At 36.1% G+C, this 23,663-nt stretch carries 20 protein-coding genes, 1 tRNA gene and 1 pseudogene; 7 read left to right on the top strand and 15 right to left on the bottom strand.

The window, feature by feature from the left end; translation table 11 throughout:
• Window positions 1-23: 23 nt before the first annotated feature.
• The 4 genes from fusA to secF all read right to left on the bottom strand — a co-directional run bounded on the left by fusA (window position 24) and on the right by secF (window position 4,177).
• On the bottom strand, window positions 24-2,120 hold the full coding sequence (gene fusA, locus Cyrtocomes_RS00385; RefSeq protein WP_322497230.1) for an elongation factor G: 2,097 nt from the start codon (window positions 2,118-2,120) through the stop codon (window positions 24-26).
• 72 nt (window positions 2,121-2,192) lie between these two features.
• The gene (gene rpsG, locus Cyrtocomes_RS00380; protein ID WP_458693274.1) at window positions 2,193-2,603 is read right to left on the bottom strand and encodes a 30S ribosomal protein S7; all 411 of its coding nucleotides are present in this window, start codon (window positions 2,601-2,603) and stop codon (window positions 2,193-2,195) included.
• Between the two features lie 17 nt (window positions 2,604-2,620).
• On the bottom strand, window positions 2,621-3,001 hold the full coding sequence (gene rpsL, locus Cyrtocomes_RS00375; protein ID WP_322497229.1) for a 30S ribosomal protein S12: 381 nt from the start codon (window positions 2,999-3,001) through the stop codon (window positions 2,621-2,623).
• Between the two features lie 273 nt (window positions 3,002-3,274).
• Window positions 3,275-4,177, bottom strand: coding sequence for a protein translocase subunit SecF (gene secF, locus Cyrtocomes_RS00370; RefSeq protein ID WP_322497228.1), 903 nt, complete (start codon window positions 4,175-4,177; stop codon window positions 3,275-3,277).
• 221 nt (window positions 4,178-4,398) lie between these two features.
• Between secF and Cyrtocomes_RS00365 the strand changes: the two genes are divergently transcribed.
• Entirely contained in the window at window positions 4,399-6,138 is a 1,740-nt protein-coding gene (locus Cyrtocomes_RS00365; RefSeq protein WP_322497227.1) for an Rne/Rng family ribonuclease, read from the top strand.
• On the opposite strand, the gene recF is transcribed toward Cyrtocomes_RS00365, so the two are convergent.
• The 5 genes from recF to sucC form a co-directional block, all read right to left on the bottom strand.
• A complete protein-coding gene (gene recF, locus Cyrtocomes_RS00360; RefSeq protein WP_322497226.1) occupies window positions 6,130-7,179 on the bottom strand; it encodes a DNA replication/repair protein RecF in 1,050 nt (349 codons plus the stop codon). The genes Cyrtocomes_RS00365 and recF overlap by 9 nt on opposite strands.
• Before the next feature lie 10 nt (window positions 7,180-7,189).
• Window positions 7,190-8,329 (bottom strand): DNA polymerase III subunit beta, encoded by a 1,140-nt coding sequence (dnaN, locus tag Cyrtocomes_RS00355; RefSeq protein ID WP_322497225.1) that lies wholly within the window; start codon window positions 8,327-8,329, stop codon window positions 7,190-7,192.
• A gap of 147 nt (window positions 8,330-8,476) precedes the next feature.
• Window positions 8,477-11,179, bottom strand: a complete 2,703-nt coding sequence (locus Cyrtocomes_RS00350) for a sensor histidine kinase (RefSeq protein WP_322497224.1) — start codon at window positions 11,177-11,179, stop codon at window positions 8,477-8,479.
• Between the two features lie 126 nt (window positions 11,180-11,305).
• Window positions 11,306-12,184, bottom strand: coding sequence for a succinate--CoA ligase subunit alpha (gene sucD, locus Cyrtocomes_RS00345; protein WP_322497223.1), 879 nt, complete (start codon window positions 12,182-12,184; stop codon window positions 11,306-11,308).
• 4 nt (window positions 12,185-12,188) lie between these two features.
• Window positions 12,189-13,352: an ADP-forming succinate--CoA ligase subunit beta gene (sucC, locus tag Cyrtocomes_RS00340; protein ID WP_322497253.1), complete on the bottom strand. Its 1,164-nt coding sequence runs from the start codon at window positions 13,350-13,352 to the stop codon at window positions 12,189-12,191.
• Between the two features lie 360 nt (window positions 13,353-13,712).
• Here sucC and Cyrtocomes_RS00335 point away from each other — a divergent pair, with 360 nt between their 5' ends.
• Together Cyrtocomes_RS00335 and Cyrtocomes_RS00330 are read left to right on the top strand one after the other, a co-directional pair.
• Complete coding sequence (locus Cyrtocomes_RS00335) at window positions 13,713-14,972, top strand: M16 family metallopeptidase (RefSeq protein ID WP_322497222.1); 1,260 nt, start codon at window positions 13,713-13,715, stop codon at window positions 14,970-14,972.
• A 6-nt stretch (window positions 14,973-14,978) separates the two neighbouring features.
• On the top strand, window positions 14,979-15,950 hold the full coding sequence (locus Cyrtocomes_RS00330; protein WP_322497221.1) for a zinc-binding dehydrogenase: 972 nt from the start codon (window positions 14,979-14,981) through the stop codon (window positions 15,948-15,950).
• A 654-nt stretch (window positions 15,951-16,604) separates the two neighbouring features.
• Here the strand turns inward: Cyrtocomes_RS00330 and fabF are convergent.
• From fabF to fdxA, 5 genes are all read right to left on the bottom strand, one after another.
• Window positions 16,605-17,849, bottom strand: coding sequence for a beta-ketoacyl-ACP synthase II (gene fabF / locus Cyrtocomes_RS00325; RefSeq protein ID WP_322497220.1), 1,245 nt, complete (start codon window positions 17,847-17,849; stop codon window positions 16,605-16,607).
• 24 nt (window positions 17,850-17,873) lie between these two features.
• Window positions 17,874-18,149, bottom strand: coding sequence for an acyl carrier protein (gene acpP / locus Cyrtocomes_RS00320; RefSeq protein WP_322497219.1), 276 nt, complete (start codon window positions 18,147-18,149; stop codon window positions 17,874-17,876).
• Between the two features lie 389 nt (window positions 18,150-18,538).
• Window positions 18,539-19,561, bottom strand: a complete 1,023-nt coding sequence (gene tsaD, locus Cyrtocomes_RS00315) for a tRNA (adenosine(37)-N6)-threonylcarbamoyltransferase complex transferase subunit TsaD (RefSeq protein ID WP_322497218.1) — start codon at window positions 19,559-19,561, stop codon at window positions 18,539-18,541.
• A complete protein-coding gene (locus Cyrtocomes_RS00310) occupies window positions 19,543-20,820 on the bottom strand; it encodes a proline--tRNA ligase (protein WP_322497217.1) in 1,278 nt (425 codons plus the stop codon). The genes tsaD and Cyrtocomes_RS00310 overlap by 19 nt, the downstream gene beginning before the upstream one ends.
• Before the next feature lie 72 nt (window positions 20,821-20,892).
• On the bottom strand, window positions 20,893-21,225 hold the full coding sequence (gene fdxA, locus Cyrtocomes_RS00305) for a ferredoxin FdxA (protein ID WP_322497216.1): 333 nt from the start codon (window positions 21,223-21,225) through the stop codon (window positions 20,893-20,895).
• A 93-nt stretch (window positions 21,226-21,318) separates the two neighbouring features.
• On the opposite strand from fdxA, the gene Cyrtocomes_RS00300 reads away from it, so the two are divergent.
• The 4 genes from Cyrtocomes_RS00300 (at window position 21,319) to Cyrtocomes_RS00285 (ending at window position 23,187) form a co-directional block, all read left to right on the top strand.
• Window positions 21,319-21,398 (top strand) — tRNA-Leu (locus Cyrtocomes_RS00300).
• A gap of 26 nt (window positions 21,399-21,424) precedes the next feature.
• Window positions 21,425-21,880 carry a 6,7-dimethyl-8-ribityllumazine synthase gene (locus Cyrtocomes_RS00295; RefSeq protein ID WP_322497215.1) on the top strand — a complete coding sequence of 152 codons (456 nt, stop codon included), beginning with the start codon at window positions 21,425-21,427 and terminating at the stop codon, window positions 21,878-21,880.
• A 20-nt stretch (window positions 21,881-21,900) separates the two neighbouring features.
• The gene (gene nusB, locus Cyrtocomes_RS00290; protein WP_322497214.1) at window positions 21,901-22,296 is read left to right on the top strand and encodes a transcription antitermination factor NusB; all 396 of its coding nucleotides are present in this window, start codon (window positions 21,901-21,903) and stop codon (window positions 22,294-22,296) included.
• A gap of 48 nt (window positions 22,297-22,344) precedes the next feature.
• Window positions 22,345-23,187: a gamma-glutamyl-gamma-aminobutyrate hydrolase family protein gene (locus tag Cyrtocomes_RS00285; RefSeq protein WP_322497213.1), complete on the top strand. Its 843-nt coding sequence runs from the start codon at window positions 22,345-22,347 to the stop codon at window positions 23,185-23,187.
• Between the two features lie 342 nt (window positions 23,188-23,529).
• Here the strand turns inward: Cyrtocomes_RS00285 and Cyrtocomes_RS06065 are convergent.
• Window positions 23,530-23,652 (bottom strand): annotated as a pseudogene (locus tag Cyrtocomes_RS06065) (transposase); the annotation flags it as partial.
• Between the last annotated feature and the right edge of the window lie 11 nt (window positions 23,653-23,663).

The raw sequence follows: 23,663 nt of genomic DNA, 5'->3' as shown, positions 1-23,663 counted from the left end.
AAAACCTAAAATAAAATAACAAACTAAAGTTTAGAAATCACCTCATCAACAATATATTGAGGAGCATGTTCATAATGAGAAAATTGCATAGTATACTGAGCTCTACCCTGACTCATAGATCTCAAGGTATTGATATAGCCAAACATACTAGCCAAAGGAACCTTGGCGGATATAACTTGTGCATTGGCCCTTAATTCCATACCACAAATTTGACCACGTATACTATTAAGATGCCCTATTACATCACCCATAAATTCCTCAGGAGTTATAACCTCCACAAGCATTATAGGCTCAAGCAACTTAGGAGAAGCTCTCATCGCACCATCCCTAAATGCAGCTTTTGCAGCAAGCTCAAACGCCAAGGAACTAGAATCCACCTCATGATAAGCGCCATCTAAGAGCGTAGCTTTAAAATCAAGCAACGGATAACCGGCCAACACACCATTCTTACTAATCTCCCCTATACCTTTCTCCACCGCAGGTATATACTCCTTAGGAACACTACCACCAACAACCTTACTCTCAAATTTATACCCACTACCAGGCTCAAGTGGCTCAAAGAGGATTTTTACCCTCGCAAATTGCCCCGCACCACCAGTTTGCTTTTTATGAGTATAATCTATCTCATAACCCTTCGTTATAGTTTCGCGATACGCAACTTGAGGAGCACCGATATTGGCCTCAACCTTAAATTCTCTACGCATTCTATCCACTATTATCTCTAAGTGGAGCTCGCCCATCCCAGATATAATAGTCTGATTGCTTTCTCTATCAACCTTAACCCTCAAAGAAGGATCTTCCGAAGCTAGTTTTGATATAGCAACAGCCATCTTATCTTGATCAGAAGAGGTTTTTGGCTCTATGGCAATCTCTATAACAGGCTCAGGAAAATCCATTTTTTCCAACAATACCGGAAAATTAGTTGAGCACAATGTATCACCGGTTGTTGTATACTTCAACCCAGCCAAAGCAACTATATCACCGGCCGTAGCAGACTTTACATCTTCTCTACTAGCAGCATGCATCAAAAGTATACGGCCAACTCTCTCTTTTTTATCTTTTGTAGAATTAAGAACACCAGAACCAGATTCCAATTTACCTGAGTAAATTCTTATAAAAGTCAATGATCCAACGAATGGGTCATTCATAACCTTAAATGCAAGAGCAGCGAAATCACCAGCATCGCTAGATTTAACACTAACCTCAGCCCCATTTAAGACACCTTTAGCAGACGGTATATCAACCGGACTAGGCAAATACTCAATAACAGCATCCAACAAAGGCTGAATAGCCTTATTTTTAAAGGCACTACCACACAACACAGGTACGAACGCACCGGATATAACCCCCTTCCTTATACAGCCGACTAAAGCCTCATTAGAAACCTCACCAGAGGCAAGATATTCCTCCATAACTTCATCATCAGTTTCAACAGCAGACTCTACCAACCTCGCCCTATATTCTTTTGCTTTTATCAAGAGGTCCTCAGGAATTTCAGTAACCTGATATTCAACACCAGCACCATCCCAAACCAACGCATTCATCGAAACAAGATCCACAACCCCCCTAAACTCAGCCTCAGCACCTATAGGCAACTGGACAACTAAAGGGTTGGCCCCAAGCCTATCTTCTATCATAGATACGCACTTGAAGAAATTAGCACCAGTTCTATCGAGCTTATTCACAAAACACATCCTAGGCACGCCATATTTATCAGCCTGCCTCCACACAGTTTCTGATTGCGGCTCAACACCGGCAACACCATCGAAAACAGCTATAGCACCATCCAAAACCCTAAGCGACCTCTCAACCTCAATTGTAAAATCCACGTGCCCAGGAGTATCTATTATATTTATCCTATGCCTCCTACTTGATCTTTTTGAATACTTCAAAGACTGAGGCTCCCAATAACAGGTAGTCGCGGCAGACGTTATTGTAATACCTCTCTCCTTTTCCTGCTCCATCCAATCCATGGTAGCCTCGCCATAATGAACCTCACCCACCTTATGAGATTTACCTGTTAGATACAGAACCCTCTCAGTAAGTGTAGTCTTGCCAGCATCTATATGGGCCATTATGCCTATATTTCTATACTCAGATATAAAAGTAACAGATGACATAAACAAACCTAGAAAGCATAACGAGCAAAGACTTTATTGGCCTCAGCCATTTTATGCCTCTCCTCTTTCATTTTAACAGCCCCCCCCCTTACCAGAGTAGGCATCGAGCATCTCACCAAACAGCCTCTTGGCCATACCCTTTTCAGACTTTCTTGATTTGGCAGAAGAAACTAAAAACTTCAAAGCAAGTGTAACAGACCTCTCAGGCCTCACTTCAACAGGAACCTGATAAGTAGCACCACCTATTCTTTTTGAAGACACCTCCAAAATAGGCCTCACATTCTCAACAATCTTCTCAAAAATCTCCATAGCGTCGCATTTAAGCTTTTCAGCAAGCTGCGCTATAGCATAATAAACAATCTTCTCAGCAATGGACTTTTTACCACAGGTAGTCACAACATTTATAAATTTTGCGACCACAGGATGACCATAAATAGGATCAGGTAACACCTGCCTTCTCTCTGCTGCTCTTCTACGGGACATAACTTACCATTTAACTATCATACTGAAGATTTTTTTGCCCCATATCTGGAGCGAGCTTGTTTCCTATTCTTGACGCCTTGCAAATCACCAACAGAAGCATTACGCACTGCGGTATACCTAACACCAGGAAGATCTTTCACCCTACCACCTCTTACCAATACCTGAGAGTGTTCCTGCAAATTATGACCTACACCAGGTATATATACAGTGACCTCATAACCATTAGAGAGCCTAACCCTAGCTACTTTACGCATAGCAGAGTTTGGCTTCTTAGGAGTGGTAGTATAAACACGCACACAAGTACCCTTTCTCTGAGGGGCCCCTTCAAGAGCAGGGACACTACTCTTATGGCTCCTAGATCTTCTGGGAGCTCTAACAAGCTGATTCAACGTGACCATATCGAGGATACAAAAAGTGCAAAAAATCTAAACAAGGAGGGCATCTTATTTGCAAGAAACAACATCGTCAAGATTTTTATAAAAATAATTAACTTAAAATTATACTTATTACAAAATAAGTCACGGATCTAGAAATAACTCCCGACAATTACAAGAACAATTTGCGTAAAACAGAAAATCATTAAGCTGAGTAAGCTTAATAAAAAAGCGCCTTAGCATAAAATAACGCATTTAGAAATAGCAAAAATAAACCTACCTCTAGGCAAACACGTATTAACGCTTCTTAATAGCGGCCTGTAATTTTGTTGATAGCGTTAACACAAGTGGCGCCGATATAAATATAGACGAATAAGTGCCAAACAACACACCAAAAATCATAGCACCCGCAAAGCCCTGCAGCGACGCCCCACCAAATACAAATAATACCACGCAAGATAGAAGTGTCGTTAATGCCGTAATAGTAGTTCTAGATAGCGTCTCATTTAAACTTAAATTTACCACATTATCAAACCGCATTTTATAATGCCTCGCAGAATTCTCCCTTATTCTATCGAAAATCACCACACTATCATTCACCGAATAACCAAGAATAGTCAGTAACGCAGCAACTGACGATGCATTAAACTCATATTGTGTAACGCTATAAAACAATATGGCGCCCATTAAATCATGAAATAGCGTAATACCCATACTCATACCAAAACGCCTTGTAAATCTCATTGAGATGTATACAACCATCGCTATTATAGCAATTAGCACACCACTTGCCGCAGAAATCAGCATATCAACTCCAAGTTTAGGGCCTACAAAATCTATCTTATCTATCTTTAGATAATCAAAATTTTTTCTCAACTCATCTTCAAATTTGTCTATTTTCCCTATATGCGCCCTTAATATTAGATTATTACTTGAATCTACATCTATAGAAATAAGCTTATAAGCAAGCTTTTCAAAATCAGATCTTATATACTCAATATCTTTAATATCTTTATCAGATCTTGCCTCTACAACAACCCCACCTAAAAAATCTATGCCAAAATTTACCCCCCTTAAAAAAAGGCATATTGGCACACATAAAGATACAATTATTGCAAAGATATATGATAGCCGCCTAAACTTAACAAAGTTAAAAGACAAACCAAGCGTAGAACCACGGGAAATTAAGAAAGCATTCACAACTTATCTACAAATAAATAACCAACGAACCGAGAACTTGACTATTGCATACCAATAGTCTTAAATGCGCGGAAAGTTTTGCTTGATATTTGTTTCCCAAATATCTCCCGGCGTCAGTCTATCAGTAGCTTTTTAAAAGGCAATGCTGAATTGCCAGACTTTTTTGAATTATAGGCTAAAATTTTTGAGCCGTGTTGTTTTTTATTATGGTACTTTTTTAGATGTCTAAATTTATATTAGTGGATGCCGTATACCCAAATGAAATAAGAATAGCCTTAGTTGAAGATGGGACGGTAGAATTTTTCGACTCACAAGAACATGCTAAACCCAATACACGTGGCAACATATATCTTGCCAAAGTTTCCAGTATAGAACCTTCTTTACAAGCTGTATTTTTAGATTATGGAGAAGGTAAAAATGCATTTCTCTCTTTTCCCGATATACATCCAAAATACTTTAACATACCCAAAGAGGAAAAGGAGACATTAATTAGCATAATAAGAGGCGAGCCAGATCAGAAAGATGCAGATTATAAATCTAAAAGCGATATATATAAAAAATATAAACTACAAGATGTCATAAAAAAGGATCAGGTTATGCTAGTCCAAATTTCAAAGGAAGAACGTGGAAATAAGGGCGCATCTGTTACAACTTATATTTCAATAGCTGGTCGATATTGCATATTATTCCCAAATTCCTATGGGCAACATAAAATATCTAAAAAAATATCAAATGATAAAGAAAGACAAAGACTAAAATCTATAGTAAGAAAAAATATAGATGAAGAACATGGCATAATAATAAGAACATCAGGCCAAGATCAACTAGAAAAGGATATAGTTAGGGATATAAAATACCTGATACACATGTGGGATAGCATTAGAGAATTAACATTGAAATCTATAGCCCCGTCGTTCATTCATGATTCTGGAAATGTTGTACAAAGGTCAATAAAAGATTTCTGTGACTCTGGAATAGAGTCCATAGTTGTTTCTGGATATAAAGAATATAAAAATGTATTACAATTCATAAAGGTATTCATTCCTGATATATGCGACAAAGTAACTTTATACAAAGATCCTGTCCCTATCTTCACAAAATACGAAATTGAGGAACAAATAAGCCAACTATACGATTCCGTTGTACCATTAACATCAGGTGGCTATATAGTCATAGCACAAACAGAAGCATTGGTAGCGATCGATATAAATTCAGGCAAATCTACCAGAACAAAAAGCATAGAAGAAACAGCATTAAAAACAAATATAGAAGCAACAGAAGAGATAGCAAGGCAACTGAGATTACGAGATCTTTCTGGTCTTATTGTAATAGATTTTATAGACCTTACAGATGCACAAAACAGAAAGCTCGTTGAGAACTCACTTAAAGAAGCCTTCTCAACAGATAAAGCATTAACACAAATCGGGAAAATTAGCCCAGAATTTGGATTGCTCGAGATGTCCAGACAAATGATAAGACGAAGCTTTTTCGACCATAATCTCCTCAAATGTAATAACTGTAACGGCAGGGGTAGAGTAAAGCCTTTATATCTTTCAACTATGTCTGTCATGAGACAAATTCGCTCTGAATTAGCTATTTCTGAAGGCGATATAACCATTTCTGGTGGACTAAACTTAATTATGCATATTTTAAATATAAGAAGGGATGAAATAGCAGAACTGGAAAATCTTTTTACAAAAAGCACTATCTCATTCTATATAGATGAAAATGCTGGCCAAGATAGCTTCTTTATTGAAAGAGGTGATATTAAGAGCCTTAAATATTCACAGCAAGACGAATCTTTAGACAATAAAGTAAAAAGACCAATCTCTTTTTCTGGCGAAGAAATGGAAAATTTTATAGAAAGCGAATCTACTAAAAGTAATAAAAAATCGATGATCTTTGTCGCTCTAAAATTCATTTCTAATTCATATCGCTGGATATTAAGAAAATTAAGATAATGAGATTGTAGTAGAGTTTGGCAAAGCAGTATTTGGTAGCCTTGTGTCAGTTATCCATATTTGTGCATCTATTACGGCAAGCTTGTCAATAATATGCTCACTTGTCTTTTCATCAAAATGGCTAAGTAACTCGTCCAAAAGTAATATCTTTTTACTTCCATCGGTCGCTATGGCATTTATCTGCGACATAGTTAGCGCAATTAACATAGACTTCCGCTCACTTGTTGAGCAAAGTTTTATGTTTTGCCTACTTTTTGAATTTATTACATTTATATCAACTCTATGAGGTCCAAAACTTGTTCTGCTAGATTTCAAATCTAGCAATCTATTTTTACGTAACTCAACCTCTATACATTTTTCATCCAAAGAAGATAAGTTATCAAGCAATTCTATCTCAGGCCTTAGATACTCAGAACCTAATTTGGATAGTTCATCTTTTATCTTTTCTAGTACAAGCCCCCTAGTCTTTATTATGATAACAGATAGCAAACTCATTTCCCTTTCTATTGACGAAAGCCAAACATCATCATAGTGCTGCTCTAAGACCTTCATCCGTGAGCGCATATAGTACTCATATTTCGTGATATTTTTAGCATGCTCAGGAAATATGTTATAACATATCCTATCAAAAAATTTACGCCTCATTAAAGAAGATTCTACAAGTATATTATCCATCTGAGGGGTTAACCATATAACCCTCAGATACCTTAATATCTCCCCCCTCTTACTAAGCCGAGAGCCATTTAGCATTATACTTCTTGTTACCTTAGCCGCCGCTAAATCAAACCCTGTAGATATATGATCATCTCCTAGCATTACTACAACACTCCACCCAGAGTATATATTTTGGAAGCTACATAGCACATCCTCTACAGCGGCCCCTCTCATACCACCCTTATCTGGTGTAAGCATTGATATAGCCTCCAATATACTTGTTTTTCCAGAACTATTAGGCCCAACTATCAAGACGAATTTTGAATCACAGTTAGCTGAAAATTCTACGTGATTCCTAAAATAGGATAATTGGATATTTTTTATCACAATAAGCCGATCACAGCTGCATAGGCATAATCACATGTAAACTATCATCTGACCCAATAGGACATACAAGCGCCGCCCCTTGTGAGTTCGCAAAGCAAAATTTGACTATCTTATCCTCTATAGAGGCAAGAACATCAATTACATACCTACTATTAAACGCTATATCTAATTCTTGATCGCTATTATAATCAACACTAACTTCTTGTTGAGCACACGCCCCTATATCTGATATACTCTCTGCAAATAATGTAATCTTCCCATGAGCTATCTTAAACCTTACAGCCTTAGATTTATCATATGATACAGCACTAACTAAATTTATCGCATCTCTGAGCTCCTTGGAATCTATGACTACTATCTTTTTATTAATAGATGGTATTGCTTTAGCATAATCTAAAAATTTACCATCAACTAGTTTAGAAACGAGCTTTACTGTACCAAAATTAATACCTATTATATTATTGGAGACACTTATCTCAATCTCACCCTGAATACCAGGGAGCAATCTCAGTATCTCCAAAACTGATTTTTTTGGAATTATAACTGGCGGCATTTCTCTTGAATTCTCCGAAACCAATGTATCAGCACAGGCCATTCTATGCCCATCAGTAGAAACTGCCCTTAGCATATGTGCACCATTCTTTTCCAATATGTGTATATATATCCCATTTAGGTAATAGCGAGTATCCTCCGTTGGAGCAGCATATTTTGTTGTAGATAAGATATTATACAATTTTTCTGCACTTATCTTGAATTTAGATAAATATTCCTCACTAATGATACTGGGAAACTCTTGTGCAGGAAGCGATGGCAGCTTGCACTTTGCCGTTCCAGCCATAACCTCAACGAACGAGGAATCTTTTTCATGCGAAATCATAGTTATAAGATCTATATGCTCTGGCACCCTCTTCACAATCTCCAAAAACATATGCATAGGCACAGTTACAGATATAGATTTATCTACACTTTCTTCTAACTCTATCTCATCTTCTACATAAAGATCCATATCAGTTGCAAGAAGACGCATAGAGAGATTAAATAACGTTACTTTTACGTTAGATAAAATAGGTATGGCACTTCTTTTCTCTACTATAGAAGCAAGTCTAGAAAGAGATTTAAGTAAAGAACCTCTGGAAACAGCAAACTCCATTAGAAACATATAAAAACTTCACCGAGTGAGAATATACTATTCATTATAAAAGTGTAAAGCCACATTTTTACGCAACTTAATGCACTACCTTGATAGACATTATCGTTATTTCATTTCTTGTTAAGATTAGATGCTAGAATTACATACCTATAAATTTCCAGGAAGCACCACAACTATCTCTGTATACATACCAACTTCAGAATAACATTCTATTTCCCCACCCATATAATTTAGTAGAATACTTGAAAATGGAAGCCCTATACCTAATGTACCCTTCTTACTATAAAAAGACTTAAATATATTTTTCGCAGTCTTCTCATCAATTCCTACACCATTATCTCTTATGTGAAGCTTGTTATCTAAAACCCATATATCTACATTAACATCTTCCCCACCATGCTTAAATGCATTCCTAACAACATTACTTATTATTTGTTTGATGCTCTGCCTATCACCATTAAATCTAAAATCAATATTTTCATCAAATTGTATCTTTGATCTTTGAAATGCAGTTATGAACGGTGAATCAATAACTTCTTTTACTATTTCTCTTATTGAAATTATCTCAAAATTTTCACATGAATTCTGCCTAACTAACTGAAACAATAACTGTATAATCTTCCTTGCTTCACTTATAGATCTTAATATTTCTTTTGGTATATGGTTAAATAACAACTCATATTCCTCATTACCCATAGAAACCCTTTTTACGTTATCTTCCTCGTTATGCACTTCTACAGATTCCGTTATCTCCAAAAGTGTAAATGCAAGAGTTTCAGAAGTTGCTATAGGAGCATTTATCTCATGCGCGATAGCACCATTCAAAACACTCAACTCCATCATTCTATTTTCCTGCTCCCTCTCTTTACCTCTAACAAAAAATATCATCACTATGCTAAGTGATGCATACAAATAAAGAAGGAGAAACAAATCATGAGAAGTTTCAACTTCTACATAAATCGGGCTATAACTAACAAGTATTTTATACATCGAATATGATAGTACAACACCAACAAACATTAATGTTATAAAACTCGCAAGATCTAGTAAGATAAATAGTAGAATTAGAGATAAGACTGAATTTAGTATTAAAAAATCATCACTTCCACTAGTAAAAAATGTGTAACATGGCACAAATGAAAGACAAAATAATAGGCAAATATACCAATATATATGATAAAATTTTTCCCTTAGAGTACTAGGCCACAACTCTACTACAAGTAAAATTGCACAAAATAGCATAGAAAGCACTCTAAAATGTATAACGGAATCTGCCAATATATTTCCAGATAGCTTATTATTAAACATCGGGATTATATAATTTACTATCGTGACAAAGCAAAACGCATAATTTCGCAACTTACTTCTCATTGCTTGCCTTATCATAAAATTCTCTACCTTCTTTAATAAAGGTGTAGATACTTCTGTTCTAGTTTGATGCCTCATCACTCCTTTTCCAGTCTCAAACGAGGCAAAGACCCTATTATTTTCTTCTTTTTTTTCCAAAAACTTAACCCCCATGAATAGTTTTTGGAAATAATGCATCCCAACCAACCCTACAAAACTCCCCAACAACCCCATCATTAGTGAAAATAATCCTAGTTCACCACCTTCAACATAAATGCCAAATACATTAAATATTATTGCAAATATAACAGAAAAAATAAATGATCTTGTATTGGTCCCAAATCCTAAGAATCCCGCTGTTATTGGGATAAGAACTATTGGCTGCCAAAAATTATCAGCCATCCAAGCAAGAGACATAACGCTCTTTTCAGATAACGATATTATACATGCAATTGCCGAAATAACGACAAGTGATATCCTAGCAATTCTTAACTCTTTTTTACCATCTATCTCTATATTAAAAAATTTCAAATATAATCTTTTCGCTATATCATGAGCACATAGAACGCTAGCAGTATTTAGCCATGAATCGGCAGTAGACATAATCACCGCCATAATTCCCGCAACTACTATACCCTTTACACCAATCGTTAAAAAATTGGCAACAAAATATGTGAATGCATAGGAAGGATCTATATCCGGCACCCTTGCCTTAACCAAAAATCCAGTAAGACATAAAAGAAATATAAATGGTGTGGTTATTATTGTTAATACCTTAAACACCCTAACCAGCTGAGCAACATTTTTAGCCATCAAAAATCTTTGAAAATATGCCCCCTCACCTAATGGCATTATACTATATAGGACGGCACTTACAAAAAATATCATATTCTCTTTTGTAAATGTTATGGTCAAAAGCTCTTCTGGAATACTGTCAAGTACGTTTTGATATCCACCTAAATCGTTATAAGCAGACGCACATGCGGCAGGTATTGCAACAAGGAAAACACATACCTGAAAAACATCTGTAAATGCTACAGATTTAACTCCACCAGCAGCAGAATAGAGGGTTATTATTATAATTCCAGCAATCATCCCTATTTGGAAGTTCACCCCCATTATGTAACTTAATGTATAGCCAAAAGCTGTCGCCTGAACTGCAACCGCAGAAACAGCAAGAAGTATAGCCGCAACATTTGTCACCCACCTTCCAACCTCTCCATAAGTTTTGGCCATCATATCACTTACTGATATACACCCTCTAAACTTATCTATCCTAGGAGCGTAGAGCTTCATTGTTACCCACCAGGTTAATGGTAGAAACATCCTTGAGATAGCAAAGAGTATGCCGTGCGTATATATTTTTTCCACAGTTCCAGTGGTTGCACTTGCACTTATTGCAGTTCCCATTATTGTTGATATAAGTACGACATCATGGAAATTTCTAGAACCAACAGCGTAATCTGTTATATTCCTTATACCAGAGGAGTTTTTTAAGCCCATATAAAGGCAAAAACCCAAAAATAGCACCAATATTATGATGTCTACAGCATGCAAACCTCCAAACATACATTGTCAATTATCTAAGTATACACGGATAGTACTATCCAATGCTAAAGAATGATATTTCTATAACTTACCTACAGCTTTTGCAACTGCTTTTCCTATTAATGCAGGAGATTCAGCAACAACTATGCCACATTCCTTCATTATAGATATCTTGCTCTCAGCAGTATCATCACCTCCTGATATTATCGCACCAGCATGACCCATCCTTCTTCCAGGAGGAGCAGTAACACCAGCTATAAACCCAACAACAGGCTTTTTATTGCCATATTCTTTAACTAATCTAGCTCCTTTTACTTCTGCGTTTCCACCTATTTCGCCTATCATTATAACGGCCTCAGTCTCATCATCTTCAAAGAACATCCTGATCGCATCTTCAAAATTCAAGCCATTTACAGGATCACCACCTATACCTATACATGTAGACTGCCCCAAACCTTCCGCTGTTACCTGGGCAACCGCTTCATAAGTAAGTGTCCCAGAACGCGATACTATACCGATACTACCTCTCTTATGTATATAACCAGGCATTATTCCTATCTTACACTCTCCTGGTGTGATTATACCAGGACAATTAGGCCCTATAAGTATGCTGTTAGATCTTTGTAGAGCTTTCTTAACCTTCACCATATCAAGTATGGGTATTCCCTCAGTGATGCAAACTATTAATGCAATGCTAGAATCAAGCGCCTCTAGTATTGCATCTGCCGCAAACATTGGCGGAACATATATTACCGTTGCATTTGCACCAGTAATGTTCACCGCATCACGTACAGTATTAAAAACAGGCAACCCAAGATGCTTTGCGCCCCCTTTTCCAGGAGTCACACCACCTACCATGTTCGTTCCATATTCTATAGCTTGCTGAGAATGAAAAGTCCCTTGTTGGCCAGTAAAGCCTTGACAAATAACTCTAGTAGAAGAATTTACCAATATAGACATAAAATTACCTAACAGCTCGTACAATTTTCAAAGCAGCATCCTGAAGATCATCAGCAGGTACTATATTCATACCTGATTCCTTAAGTATTAACTTACCTTTTTCTGAATTCGTCCCCTCAAGCCTGACAACAAGAGGAACTTTAATAGATATGGTAGATGCAGCAGCTACTATACCTCTTGCTATGATATCACACTTCATGATACCACCAAATATGTTGACCAATATACCTTTAACAGAACTATCTGAAGTAATAATCCTAAATGCCTCCCTTACCTTATCCTCTGTAGCACCGCCACCAACATCCAAAAAGTTAGCAGGAGATTCTCCATACATTTTTATTATATCCATTGTTGCCATTGCAAGACCAGCACCATTTACCATGCAGCCTATACTACCATCCATTTTTATGTAATTTAGATCAAATTCTGACGCCCTCACCTCTAATGGATCACTCTCATCTTTATCTTCAAGCTCTACAATTTGTTTGTTTCTATAAAGCGCGTTAGAATCAAAAGACATCTTAGCGTCCAGCGCAACAAGCTCACCTTCTTTTGTTTTAATTAGAGGATTGATCTCTATTTGGTTAGCATCATTCTCTATAAAAGCTCTGTATATACCATCTATTATAGCACTGAAATCCTTAAATTCCTGTCCAGAAAAGCCTAAGGCAAAACCTAAATTTCTCTTATGAAAACCTTGAAGACCTATAGTTGGATCAACATAAACTTTTGCTATCTTATCAGGCGAATGTTCTGCAACTTCTTCAATATCCATCCCGCCCTCTGTTGAAGCTACAAGGACTATATTTGAAGTTTCCCTATCTAAAAGAACAGACACGTAATACTCTTTTTCTATACTAGATCCATCTTCTATATAAACTTTTCTAACTATCTTGCCATCAAGCCCAGTTTGCTTTGTGATTATTCGCATGCCTAGCATCGCTTCCACAACAGAGTCTAATTTTGACATATCCGTGACAAGTTTGATGCCACCTGCTTTACCACGCCCCCCTGCATGAACTTGAGCTTTTACAACAACTACACTCTTTCCAACTAGCTCATCTTTAAAGTCCATCAACTCAGCAGCCGAGTGAACCAAAAAACCAGACGGCGTTTTAACGCCGTAATCACGCAATATCTCCTTTGCTTGGTACTCGTGTATATCCATCTTTAGAACAAAACAGCCTACAATAACAAAGTCATAAACTACTTTCCCGCAACTCTCAAGAAGATCATTCAATAATTGTTAATACTATGCCATTTTAACAATTTGATAAATGACAAGATTTATAAGGTATTTAAAATCCAAGTGTATACATCTCACTAAAAATTCTCTTTAAAGACATGTAATAAAACGATAAGAATTTATAAGTATAAATTCTATACCGTATACTCAAAACCTTATGAAAAATCTGAATTATTTTTTAAGATTTACAGCTTTGTAAAATGTTGCTAGCCTAAATTGCGCTCGTGTTGAAAGAGCATATAAAAGCTGCTATCAGTCTCATCTTTGTTGTAGTTTTGTATTATGGAAAATATTTCTAAAACTCGAAGGGGTTTAGTAGTTTTGAGCGATGAGATGCGTGATGTTGATTCAATTTCGCTCGAAGTATATGTTGAGGTAGGAAGTAGGCATGAAAATGAAAAAACAAGTGGAATATCACATATTATAGAACACATGGCCTTTAAAGGTACAAAAACAAGAACTTGGGAAATGATATCAAATGAATTTTCATTAATGGGAGGGTATTTTAATGCATATACAAGCAAAGAAACCACTGTATACTTTCTAAAAGTATTGAAAGAGCATTTAACAAGAGCTGTTGATATATTATCTGACATAATACAATATTCTACATTCCCCAAAACTGAATTGGAGAAAGAAAGAGGACCTATATTAGAGGAATATTTAAAGACAGAAGATGAACCTTCTCAAAAACTTTTCGATATATACCATCAACAAGCTTTCAGTAATCAACCATTAGGAATGCCTATAATAGGAACTAAAGAACTAATACTAAACGTCTCTAGAGACGATCTTGTTTCCTACGTAAATAATAGGTATGGATGCAATACAATGTTTATATCTGCAGCCGGTAATGTTTCTCATCAAGAATTACATAAGCTGGTTGAAGAGAAATTTGATGTTTTACAGGAAAAGGCTAATAAAGACTTTATTTCTGGAAGCTATACTGGTGGCGATGTAAGACTTGAGAAAGATCTTCAACAAATACATGTTGCAATTGGCTTACCAGGAGCTTCTTCTAGTAGCGATTATTATTATATACAAAAAATTCTTACCACTGTGCTAGGCGGCGGCATGTCATCTAGGCTATTTAAAGAAGTTAGAGAAAAAAGGGGACTTGCTTATCACATATCATCTTTTGGGTATAATCATATGGATACGGGATTATTCAGCACTTATTTCGCTTCCAGCCCCTCTAATGCAAATGAGGTTATAAAGATTATCTCAGAACAATTGCTTTCCATGACTGAAAACATAGATGAACAAGAACTAGAAATCGCAAAAGCGCAATTGAAATCTGGTCTCTTAATGTCTAGAGAGAGTACTTCTAGTAGAGCCGAAAGGTTATCAAGACTCTATTCATTATTTCAAACTATTATTCCTATTGAAAATAGTGTAGCCAAGATCAATTCCGTCACCATCGAAGATCTAAAAAACATGATGAAGAATATATTAAAGGATAATCTGGTTACTTTTGCGGCTATTGGCAAGACATCTGAATTATTTGATTATAAAAAAATAAAAAATTATTTGGTATTTTAGTAACATATGTATGAAGCTGTATTTTTTTCTAACTCCGGAGATTCTAGCGTATTATTTTTGGAGAAAACCGAAGATATTAAACCAAAAGAAGATGAAGTGTTACTTAGGCAAGTAGCAATTGGAGTTAATGATATAGATATACTGTATAGAAGCGGAGCCTTTATACTCTCCAAAGGTAAAAACCCAATAGGATTTGAGGCAGCGGGAATAATAGAAGAGGTTGGTAATAATGTTTCTGGCTTTAATATTGGTGATAAAGTTGTATACGCAACAGGTCCACTTGGAGCATACTGCAGTAAGAGATGTATATCATCAAGATATATAATAAAATTACCAAAGGAAATAGATGAAATAACAGCCGCTTCAGTATTTTTCAAAGCACTTTCCGCCCATTATTTGCTCTTCAGAGCGTTTTTAATTCGTGAAGGCTTTACTATACTAGTACATGATGTGGCAAATCCACTAAACCAAATTCTTGTACAGTGGGCATGTATAAACAAAGATGTTAGAGTGATAGGAACGGTTGCAAATGATGAGCACAGACAAATGGCTTTGAGTATAGGATGCAGCCATGTCATGAATTATAATTCAGAAAATTGGGATAAAGAACTTATTGATTATACATCTGGTACTGGTGTTAAAGCCGTATATGACTTAGTAGGTAGAATAACATTTGCAAAATCCATCAAAGTCCTCTCTAGATTAGGCCTTTTGATATCATATGGGCGCGGCACAGGAAGTATAGGAAAAATAGATTTTGAACAAATTTTTAGAAAATCAATCTTTATAACATCACCATCTATTTTTGATTATAAAAATAATAGGATGGAGCTCATACTTAGCGCCTCAGAGGTTTTTGCATTATTAGGACATGATAAAGTAAAAATACCAGCAATAGAACAATATCAACTTGCGGATGTACAAAAGGCACATCAAAGCATCGAGGCAGGGAACAGCAACAGCATTGTTCTTGTATAATGTTGTTGGCCTCATTCACGTGAGGCTTGTACCCCTTTTGGGAAATTTATCTCGATATTTAAATAATATTTTACCAAATAACGCATATCATCTTCATGGGAACTATAAATTTTTGGCACTGTCAAGTATATTGAATCTGTTAAAGATATGATTTTTTCATCATCTTATTCTCAGGATTTAAATTCAGAGATTTTTGACTAATATGAAGATGTTGGTTAAAGATAAAATAAGCAACATTTTTATATGATGCTATAAAACATCTCTTTCATTTAACTCAAAGATTATATAACGTTTCATTCTACTACACTTAACTCAATAGACTTCTTTCGAATAACTTGCCAAGAAAAGTATTGGGCTATAAAACCCCTAATGGGGTATAGGATCAATTTTATAGGTTTTGCTCAATTTGTGCCTAGAATTTTCAATATATTCCTACTTTCATACATTCCTCTCCTAGTTTATCAACAAGATAATTTCATTCCACCTGCTCATTCTTGTTGCACAAGCTTTATATCATCTACTTTATGTCGTTATATTTATCCTTCTTTAGCATTACCATATTTTGGAGAGAATGACAAAATACAAAAAGCTATCAGTTATTAAAAAGAGTCACCAATTCGTAAAGTAAGCTACCCTTCTATGGTAGACCCTTTTCTATTTATATTTTTTAAATAATAATGAGGCGTTTGTACCACCAAAACCAAAAGAATTAGACATGGCTATATTTACATCCATTTCCCTTGATATGTGCGGCACAAAATCAAGATCAAAACCTTCATCTGGATCATCAAGGTTAAGAGTTGGTGGTAGTACCGAATTATATATAGAATATATTGAGAAAATAGCCTCTACACTACCTGCAGCCCCAAGTAGATGGCCAATAGAAGATTTGGTTGAAGAGATAGCTATACGTTTAGCATCATCATTAAAGAGTCTTTTAATAGCTAATATCTCTACTTTATCCCCTAAAGGGGTAGATGTACCGTGAGCGTTAATGTAAGAAATTTCATCAGTGTTAATGCGCGCAGATTCACAGCAAAGCTTCATAGCCTCATAGGCCCCTTTACCTTCAGGATCTGGAGCGGTTATGTGATGAGCATCGGCCGTTGCACCATATCCACAAATTTCCGCATATATTTTGGCACCTCTTTTCTTTGCATGCTCTAATTCTTCTAAAATTAAAAATCCAGCACCCTCAGACATTACAAAACCATCTCTACCTCTATCCCACGGCCTAGAGGCTTTTTGCGGATCTGAATTCCTTACAGAAAGAGCTCTTGCTGCAAAAAATCCAGCTATGCCCAATCTACACATACATGACTCCGAGCCACCAGATACAGAGATTTGGGTTTGGCCATTTTTTATGGATAAATATGCCTCACCTATTGCATGTGCACCACTTGAACATGCTGTAGAGTAGCATATGTTTGGCCCCTTAAATCCAAAATTGAGCGCTATGTGCCCAGCTGCAAGATTAATTATACTGGCAGGTACAAAAAACGGTGAAATTCTCCTATATCCTTCATTTTCCAATGTAAGTGCGCCCTGCTCAACTGTGGCTATACCACCTATCCCAGAGCCAACACATACAGAAATATCCTGTTTTTCATCTTCACTTAAAGAATGGATACCTGAATCAACCACAGCCTGCGAAGCTGCTGCTATTGCAAGCTGCATAAACCTATCCATCCTTCTTTCTGAACCTTTAGGCCACCCTTCAGCCTTATCTGCATTTTTGACTAATCCGCCAATTCTTACAGGCAGGTCTGAAACGCGCAACACGTCATCCGTTATCTCAGAAATACCACTCTTTGAATCAATAACAGCATCCCAAGAAGATTGTGATGAAAGACCCAACGGAGTAAGAGCTCCGAGCCCAGTTATAACAACCCGTCTCATGCAAATAACAAATCTAAACTATTATCAAGCCTCTTCCTTTTGGCCATTCTCTGTATGCAGGGCAGATTGTATATACTCCACAATATCCCCGACAGTTTTCATTTTTGAAGCAACGCTATCAGAAATCTCAATTTTAAATTCTCCCTCCAATCTCATTACTAAATCAACAAAATCAAGACTATCCAAAGCGAGCTTTCCAAATTCTGTCTGCAAAGTTATTTGATCTGCAGTAGTACCAGATTTGCTCTCAGCTATTGAGGCCACAACCTGTATTACCCTACTTTTTATTTCAGAACTCATAAACAAAAACCTATACCGAATATGTTCAAATTCCGCAGCAAAACCTTGCCACTAGAAGGAAGTAAATACATATATCTATCTGCATTGTCAAAATTTTTTGGTAAAGAAAACCAAAATTCTATGAATATCAGATTTATATTGAACTAATATTTTATTAATTTTGATTATAATCATTTCTCAATTTTGAAATCTCACCCCATATATCGCAGATCATATAACTAGAAAGCTAATTAAGCTTTCTGTATAAGAAAATTGCTTATATTTGACGGATTAGTAACCAATTATAAAATAATTGGTTACTAAAAACCTTTACAAAATTTAACTTAAGGATAATCAAAATATTTTAAAAATTGCGATTCTTTTATTATCAGTTAGTTCTATGAAGATTTTTACATAACCTCATGTAGAGGCCACCTTGGAACAGGCTGTGAATTGTTATCATGCCTAACTCCATTTACATACCTATCACACGCTACCCATGCAATCATTGCGGCATTATCTGTGCATAGCTGAATATCTGGCAGTGTGCATAATATGCCATTACTTTGTAAAACATATTTTAATCTGTACCTAATATACGAATTTGCCGCAACTCCACCTACCAATGCAAAGCGCTCAACTTTCTCATTTTTTATTAAAGAAATGGCCTGCAAGATTTTATATTCAAATATATCGCATACAGTCTTTTGAAATGATGCACATATATCGTTAGAATCTAAAGCTAAATCAGACTTGGAGATCAAGCCTCGAACAAAAGTTTTTAATCCAGAAAACGAGAAATTTAACTCATCTTTTGTACACATAGGCATAGGCATCTTAAAACGCCTTTCATCACCTAACTTTGCCAGCTTCTCTATATTGGGACCACCTGGATAACTAAGACCCAACATTTTAGCCACCTTATCAAAAGACTCTCCTGCGGAATCATCTACTGTGGAGGATAAGATCTGATAGTCCGCTATATTTCTTACCCATACTATTTGTAAATGCCCACCTGAAGCCAGCAGCGCTAGATATGGAAACCTTATAGCATGTGTGAGCCTAGGTGTTAATATATGCCCTTCTAAATGATTAATGCCGTAAAAAGTTTTACCTAAACAGCTTGATATGGTTTTGGCAAAAATAAAACCTGTGATCAGACCACCTATCAATCCAGGCCCAGCTGTTGCGGCAACTATATCTATATTATTAGATGCAATATTTGCATCTAATAATGCTTGCTTAAATATACCTGGTAGTAACTCTAAATGATTTCTTGCCGCAATCTCAGGAACAACACCACCAAAGCGCTGATGCTCTTTTATTTGTGAATACCTACAATTAGAAAGAATTTTTCTATGATCATCAATAATAGCAACGCACGTATCATCACAGCTAGTCTCGATTCCAAGTATTAACACGCCTTCACCCAATCTAAAATTCTATCAATACTAATTATATTAACCTCACCAGTTTTTCTATCTTTTACTTCAAGACTATTTGAAGTAGAATTTCTAGGGCTTATTATGATTTGAACCGGCATGCCTAAAAGATCAGCCCTGGAGAATTTTGAACCCGCACTATCATCTAAATCATCATACAATACCTGCAGTCCAGTTTCATCTAACATAGCCTTAAGCCTATAAAACATCTCTTTACATTTTTCATCCGAGTTCCTCAGGCTTGTTACATATAAATCAAATGGAGCCACTTCCTTAGGCCAAATTATCCCATTAGTATCGTGGTTATTTTCTATAATTAAACCAATAATACGCGAAATACCAACTCCATAAGCACAGGTTATAGGGCTAAACAAAACGCCTTGCTCATTTTGTATTTTATGATTTTGCGTATATTTATCACCTTGTATGAAGATATGACCCACCTCAACACTAGTACATTTTATAAGGCCCTCTTTCTTATTTTCATCTAATACATCTGAACTCACCGCATAAAACTTCCCAAGATCTTGTAGTGAAATTTCTTTTTCTATAGCACTAATAATTGATTCATTGTAATATATGGTGCTTTCTCCTTGGCTTGATAGCACATGAAATTCGTGGTTTAGCTCTCCGCCCATATCACCAGAATCAGCCAACACTGGTATAGCTTGCAAGCCCATATCTCTATAAATTCTCAGATATGCGTTTAGAAATCTCTCATACCAGTTTTGCGCACAATCCAGGTTATGATGAAATGAATATGCGTCTTTCATTAAGAATTCTCTACAGCGCATAACACCGTGCCTCGGTCTTATTTCATCCCTAAACTTCCATGACACTTGATAAATTACCTTTGGTAATTCTTTATAAGACTGTATATTTTGCAATGTAACATATGAAGCCACCTCCTCAGCAGATGGCGCAATCAGCATCTCTTGACCAGAGCTATCTTTTGCACATAGCATTTCTCCACCTAGCCCCTTTCCTTCACAAAACCTTCCAGAATCTCTCCATAATTGCGCAGGTTGTACAAGTGGCAACATCACTTCTAATGCCCCTATCTCTTCCATGCGCTTTTTGACTATGTTTGTAATTTTACTCAATATTTTTACACCAAGTGGTAACCATGAGTATATACCAGTTGAAATCTGTCTTATCATCCCGGCACGAAGCATGAGCTTATGTGATGCTATATGTGCACCAGAAGGATCATGTTTTAAAGTTGGTAAAAAATACTTACTGAGTAACATTTGTATATTAGAAATAAATCAGATGCCTATCGCATCAAAATTAGCAAGTTAAAATAATAAAAATAGTAGAAATTAATTTTCACCTTCATCTATGTGAAAATATTTTTCAAACTTCCCTTCTTCATTCTTATATTTATCAGCATCTTGTAACGGAGGTTTTTTAGATATAATTCTTTTCCACTTAGCTGAATATATAGCATTAATTTCTTGCATTTTTAAACTTGTATCATCGGCAAAGACTATAGCGCCAACAGGGCATTCTGGCTCACAAACCCCACAATCTATGCACTCTTGTGGGTTGATGACTAGCATTTTTTCGCCCTCAAAAAAACAATCTACAGGACACACATCAACACAATCCGTGTATTTACACCTGATGCATTTCTCCGTAACAACATAAGCCATAAAAATTACTTCTGGAATATATTTTATGGCTGTAGTATATAATATTGCTTTGTTTTGCAATAGGGTGTTTTATCCGCAAAATGAGTATATGCTACGGACGTGGCGGAATGGTAGACGCACTAGGTTTAGGACCTAGCGCCTTTGGCTTAAGGGTTCAAGTCCCTTCGTCCGTACCCTGGTTATATGGTTTATTATTAAAATGAGTGATCATAAGGTCTTGATCATAGAGTCTAGAGCTAACGGTGATATTTCATATGGTGCTTTATGCCCAGTTTTAGATTTACTCAAGCAAATGGACATGTGTTATGAAAAAGTTGAGACTCGCAATGTGCTTTCTATACCTTGCGCTGCGGCCATAAGTCTTGAATTCGTGGATTATATAGGCGCTATTGCGCTTGGATGCGTCATAGATGAACTTGATTATAATGCACTTATTTCAGTACAGGAAGCATACAGAGGTATGGGTGATTTAAGCATGCAATATTATATGCCTGTTGGCATTGGTATATGCCATGCGAAAAATTTAGATGAAGCTAATAGAAAGGTCGGCGCTATATATCTAGATGCCGCATCTTCCTGTATACAGCTTATGAAGCTCAGATCACAAGGCAACAGTGCTACCAGCAATAATTTTATTTCTAGATATAATAACTAACAGTATTTTATAACTCGTATATGGATAGAGCCACTAGGTTTGCAGCAATACAGTACCTTTATCACGTTATGGTTACTCATGAAACTGTTACTATTGATTCTACAACCGCCTTCATGAAAAGATGTGAAAATATGAGGGGTACTCCAGAGGATGTCAATAAATTGGTATATGGTGTTATAGAAAAATCGCATATAATTGAGCCTTGTATAGAAAGGCATTTATCCCCTAACTGGCGATTTGAAAGATTAGGCATGGTATTAAAAGCGATTTTGAAATTATCATCTTTCGAGATTATATTTCTTAAAAGCACAGATAAGGCGCTGATAATTAATCAATATCTTGAGATAGCCAAAGCTTTTAACCATAAGGGCGAAGTTGGTTTTTTGAATTATATAATGGACAATGTATCCCTCTAACCATATACCTTATATAACTATATTATGGTTTTTATAGCGGTGATTTAGATGAATCATTCAGCCGGTGCACTGTTTTCTAGACCTAAAATTGCAGTAATTTCAGGGTATACACAGCATGATGGTGGGCATCATAGAGATCAGCAAAATTTTTCAGATGCTGTTGTTAGCTCTATCCTAAAAGGAGGTGGGCTGCCTGTGGGGGCTTTTGTTACAACGGATGAATTGAAAGAAATGGTAGCGGAATATTATCATCAAACTTGTGATGGCTTGATGATAATGGGTGGCTCGCTAGATGTAGATCCGGCTCTATACGGGCAAAAGCCGATAGCCGGATGCAGAATCAATAAAATACGTGAAAATTTTGAAATACGCATAGCACGGAAATTTATAGAATCTCAAAAACCAGTATTGGGTATATGCAACGGGGAACAATTACTAAACGTAATATTCGGTGGAACTTTATTCCAAAAAATGGAAAATGAACATATAAAAAGGAGACCAGAATCACCATCAGATCTATGTGCATTTCATAATATAAGTATACTACAAGATTCATGGTTATATAGTGTATTGAAAAGGGATAGGATAATTGTCAATAGCAGCCATAAACAATGCGTCGATAGATTAGGTACTGGCTTTGTTGCCACTTCTTATGCACCAGATAACTTTGTTACGTCTATAGAGATGATAGGGAATGGCAAGTTTATTGTAGGTATCCAATGGCATCCAGAATACTCATCTTTCCCTAATGCTATGGATATTTTAGAAAAATATGAGCTCGATGCTACAACAGAAGGATCTATAGTTGTTAATAATGGAGCGTTATTACTGCCTTGCAATCAAAAAATTATAGAAGCATTCATCAAAATCGTAGCTACTAATACAAATTAATGAGTAATAATTTTTACGCTTTTTTAAAAAAGATTTATAAGAAGCAGCTTCATTATAAAATGTTAACACTACAATATTGCCAAAAGAGTTGTGTTTATGGAAATTGTGCGCATAAAAATTTTGCAATCTAGATTAATAGCTCCTGATAAATTATCTTCATAGCGTGTAATGTACATCTATATTACCATAACACATAATGAGGCTAATATTTCATAAAATCACTAGAGAGTGTAGTCACAAGGTCACATAACAACACCTTTACCTATTGGTAATGTGATGCTTATATATCTAATCCGTCATAAAATGTCATGTCATATATGTGTTAAATAGTTCGTCAATAGAGCATTGATTTGCGCGTCGTATTTGTTTAGCTTGAACCCATTTTTTCTCTATAGGATTGAGGTTTGGAGAATATGGAGGTAGATAAAGCAAGGTATGGCCCGCATTTGCTATGAGCTTTTGCATATCTTTGCCCT

Origin of the sequence: Candidatus Cyrtobacter comes (assembly GCF_034470605.1) — a bacterium.
In the GTDB taxonomy this organism is placed as follows: domain Bacteria; phylum Pseudomonadota; class Alphaproteobacteria; order Rickettsiales; family Midichloriaceae; genus Cyrtobacter; species Cyrtobacter comes.
This window is presented reverse-complemented; position numbering and strand designations above follow the sequence as displayed.

Bases quoted from the DNA above. Each gene is read 5' to 3' on its own strand.
- Cyrtocomes_RS00310 (WP_322497217.1), bottom strand. From the start codon at position 20,820: ATGTTACTCAGTAAGTATTTTTTACCAACTTTAAAACATGATCCTTCT.
- Cyrtocomes_RS00335 (WP_322497222.1), top strand. From the start codon at position 13,713: ATGGAAAATATTTCTAAAACTCGAAGGGGTTTAGTAGTTTTGAGCGAT.
- fabF (WP_322497220.1), bottom strand. From the start codon at position 17,849: ATGAGACGGGTTGTTATAACTGGGCTCGGAGCTCTTACTCCGTTGGGT.
- Cyrtocomes_RS00295 (WP_322497215.1), top strand. From the start codon at position 21,425: ATGAGTGATCATAAGGTCTTGATCATAGAGTCTAGAGCTAACGGTGAT.
- Cyrtocomes_RS00365 (WP_322497227.1), top strand. From the start codon at position 4,399: ATGTCTAAATTTATATTAGTGGATGCCGTATACCCAAATGAAATAAGA.
- fusA (WP_322497230.1), bottom strand. From the start codon at position 2,120: ATGTCATCTGTTACTTTTATATCTGAGTATAGAAATATAGGCATAATG.
- nusB (WP_322497214.1), top strand. From the start codon at position 21,901: ATGGATAGAGCCACTAGGTTTGCAGCAATACAGTACCTTTATCACGTT.
- sucD (WP_322497223.1), bottom strand. From the start codon at position 12,184: ATGTCTATATTGGTAAATTCTTCTACTAGAGTTATTTGTCAAGGCTTT.
- dnaN (WP_322497225.1), bottom strand. From the start codon at position 8,329: ATGGAGTTTGCTGTTTCCAGAGGTTCTTTACTTAAATCTCTTTCTAGA.
- Cyrtocomes_RS00285 (WP_322497213.1), top strand. From the start codon at position 22,345: ATGAATCATTCAGCCGGTGCACTGTTTTCTAGACCTAAAATTGCAGTA.
- rpsG (WP_458693274.1), bottom strand. From the start codon at position 2,603: ATGTCCCGTAGAAGAGCAGCAGAGAGAAGGCAGGTGTTACCTGATCCT.
- rpsL (WP_322497229.1), bottom strand. From the start codon at position 3,001: ATGGTCACGTTGAATCAGCTTGTTAGAGCTCCCAGAAGATCTAGGAGC.
- fdxA (WP_322497216.1), bottom strand. From the start codon at position 21,225: ATGGCTTATGTTGTTACGGAGAAATGCATCAGGTGTAAATACACGGAT.
- Cyrtocomes_RS00350 (WP_322497224.1), bottom strand. From the start codon at position 11,179: ATGGGCTTAAAAAACTCCTCTGGTATAAGGAATATAACAGATTACGCT.
- Cyrtocomes_RS00330 (WP_322497221.1), top strand. From the start codon at position 14,979: ATGTATGAAGCTGTATTTTTTTCTAACTCCGGAGATTCTAGCGTATTA.
- acpP (WP_322497219.1), bottom strand. From the start codon at position 18,149: ATGAGTTCTGAAATAAAAAGTAGGGTAATACAGGTTGTGGCCTCAATA.
- sucC (WP_322497253.1), bottom strand. From the start codon at position 13,352: ATGGATATACACGAGTACCAAGCAAAGGAGATATTGCGTGATTACGGC.